The 2611-nt window shown below is 71.2% G+C and carries 1 protein-coding gene; it reads right to left on the minus strand.

Annotated elements, in window-relative coordinates; genetic code table 11:
• Positions 1 to 2598, minus strand: a 2598-nt coding sequence (locus tag AC3ET3_RS35985) for an SDR family NAD(P)-dependent oxidoreductase (protein ID WP_435613721.1), incomplete at its 3' end; no start/stop codon positions are given.
• Positions 2599 to 2611 lie beyond the last annotated feature (13 nt).

Consider the following 2611-nt stretch of genomic DNA (forward strand, 5'->3'; position numbering starts at 1 on the left):
CTTGCTGCACCCGGGACTCCGACCGTCGGCCTGCGCATAGCGGTAGAAGGCGTTGTCCAGAGCGGCCCAGCCGCGGTCCTCGGGGAAGTCGACGATGCCGTCCCGTCCGTCGGCGAGCAACTCCCACAGGTCCTCCGGCGACTCCACACCGCCCGGGAAACGGCACGCCATCCCGACGATCGCCACCGGTTCGTCCGTTGCGACCGAAGCCGTGGAGGCGGTCGACGTCACCTCGTCGAACAGCTCGCCGTAGATGTGGGCGGCCAGGGCCTGGGGCGTGGGGTGGTCGAAGACCGCAGTGGCGGGGAGGGTCACGCCCGCCGCGGCCGCCAGCACGTTGCGCAGCTCCACCGCGATCAGCGAGTCCACGCCCAGATCGCGGAACGCCCGCTCCGCACCCACCTGTTCGGGGCCGTCGTGTCCCAGAACCAGGGCCGTGACCTCCTGGACATGTTCCACCACGAGACGTTGCCCGGCGTCACGGGGCACCCCTGCCACGCGTGCGCGCAGTTCGCTTCCAGTGCGTTGGGTCCCGCGCGGTTCGGGGGTGGAGTCGGCTGGGGCCACAGGGGTGAGGAGGGCACTGGGACGGACCGCGGTGAACGCGGGGACGAAATCGGGCCAGTCGATGTCCGCGATCAGTTGGGTGGTGACGCCGGTGTCGAGCGCGGCTCCGAGTGCGGAGAGGGCGAGCCGGGGGTCGAGTGCCGTCACGGCCCCCTGACCACGGCGCCGGCCGCCGGACTCCGCTGCCATACCGTCTCCGGCCCACGGACCCCAGGCGATGGAGGTGGCGGGACGGCCCTCCGCCCTCCGCCGTTCGGCGAGCGCGTCGAGGACGGCGTTGGCGGCGGCGTAGGCGCCCTGCCCCGGGCTTCCCAGCGTTCCCGCCAGGGAGGAGAAGAGGACGAACGCCGACAGGTCGCGGTCCTGTGTCAGCTCGTCGAGCAGGAGCGCTCCCGTGGCCTTGGGCCCCCTCACTCGGTCGATGCGCTCGGCGTCCGTCGCCAGCAGCGTGGCGTCGTCCAGGATCCCGGCAGTGTGGAAGACCGCGTCGACCGGGTGCGCGGCGAGGAGCCCGGCGAGTTCAGCGCGTACGGAAACGTCCGCGGCAGCCAACGTGACCTGCGCGCCCATGCGCTGGAGCTCCTCGCGCAGTGCGGTCGCACCCGGTGCCGCTTCGCCGCGGCGGCTGACGAGGAGAAGGGTGCGGGCACCGCGTTCCACCGCCCAACGGGCCACGTGGGCGCCCAGGGCACCGGTACCCCCGGTGATCAGAACCGTGCCGTCGGGCTTCCAGGCCGGGGTACCCGAGGACAGCGGTGTGGTCTGTGCCAGCCGACGGCCGAAGACGGCGTGAGCCCTGACGGCAACCTGATCCTCGCCGGGCCTCAGACGCGTCAGAGCCTTGGCGAGCCGTGCGCACACCCGGTCGTCGACGTCCGCGGGAAGGTCGATCAACCCGCCCCACGTATCGGGGTGTTCCAGGGCGGCGACGCGTCCCAGTCCCCAGACGGCGCTCTGTTCAGGGCTCACGGCACGATCAGCCCCTCCCACACCGACGGCGCCTTGGGTGAGGGCCCACAGTCGTACGCCCGCAGCCGGAGACTCGGCTACCCCCCGCAGCGCGGTCAGCGTGGTCACGACCGGATCGACGTGCGCGGCAAGCCCGAGCAGGGACAGCACTCCGTCCGTCTCCGCAGCCGTGAAGCGCAGTGCCTCGGCGGGGTCGGTGGGGTCCGTCACCTCTGCGACGTACGGAGTGATTCCGTGCTCGCGCAGGCCGAGCAGGAGGTCGTCCGCAGTGCGGCGCGACGACGCATCCAGTTCGGTGGGGAGCAGCACCGTCCAGTTTCCGGTGCGGGGCCGACCGGCCGTCGTCGTGGTCTCGTCGTGCCGAGTCAGTGGCAGCCAGGACACTTCGTACCGCAACGCGTCGAGCGCTGCCCGGTCCTGCCGCTGTCGGTACCACCTCGAAAGTGCCGGCACGACGGGCTCCAGCGTGTCCGCCGGAAGATCGAGATCCTCGGCCAACACCGACAGGTCCTCGCGCTCCACGGCGGTCCAGAAGTCGGCGTCGACCACTGTGGAGGCTCGCGTCGGACCGCAAGGACCGCCGGGCGACGGCTCGTTCGGGGCCAGCCAATAGCGTCGGTGCTGGAACTGATACGTCGGCAGATCGACCGGCGTCGTCTCGCCGTCACTGCCACGCAGAACGGCGGCCCAGTCGATTTCGCCCCCGTCGACGTGCAACAGCGCCATCGCGCGCAGTACGGCCGGGTGTTCCGGGGTGTCCTTGCGGAGGGTGGGTGTGAGGAGGGCGGGGCTGTCGTCCGGGACGGAGTTCCGGGTGAGGGCGGTGAGGGTGCCGTCGGGGCCGATCTCCAGGAAACGCGTCACGCCGTGGGCGTTCAGTGCGGTGACGCCGTCGGCGAAGCGGACGGTGTCACGGACATGCCGTACCCAGTACTCGGACGACGCCAACTCCTCGCCGGTGGCGAGCTGACCGGTCAGATTCGACACGACCGGAATGACCGGGGGCACGTAAGCAATACGCTCGGCCACCTCGCGGAAGGCGTCGAGCATCGGCTCCATCAACGGCGAGTGGAAA

The sequence above is a fragment of the Streptomyces sp. bgisy159 genome, assembly GCF_057707805.1.